The sequence below is a fragment of the Aliidiomarina indica genome (genome assembly GCF_015354615.1).
GTDB lineage: Bacteria > Pseudomonadota > Gammaproteobacteria > Enterobacterales > Alteromonadaceae > Aliidiomarina > Aliidiomarina indica.
On sequence record NZ_JACAVQ010000028.1, the window covers coordinates 1 to 307 of the forward strand.

At 48.5% G+C, this 307-nt stretch carries 1 tRNA gene; it reads left to right on the forward strand.

The window, feature by feature from the left end:
* Positions 1-162: 162 nt before the first annotated feature.
* Positions 163-238 (forward strand) — tRNA-Ala (locus HXZ99_RS12120).
* The last annotated feature ends 69 nt before the right edge of the window (positions 239-307 follow it).

Sequence of the window (307 nt, forward strand, 5' to 3'; positions counted from 1 at the left end):
AAAGTGTTGAAAAACATTTTCTCGATATCAGAAGCGCAGTCCAGAATGATTCAGGGCGAGGCGCCCGTGAAACGATTGAAGGAGCATACCTTAATGGTATGTGACTGATTGAGTTTTGCGCGCAACGAAGCACTGGAGCATTATGGCAAGCCTGAACAACACGGGGCCATAGCTCAGCTGGGAGAGCGCCTGGTTTGCATCCAGGAGGTCTGCGGTTCGATCCCGCATGGCTCCACCATTTTCAACACTTTGTTTTTCACAAGAACCGCGTAAAGCGATTGTTGAGTGTTTTATCAAAAGCACTGAC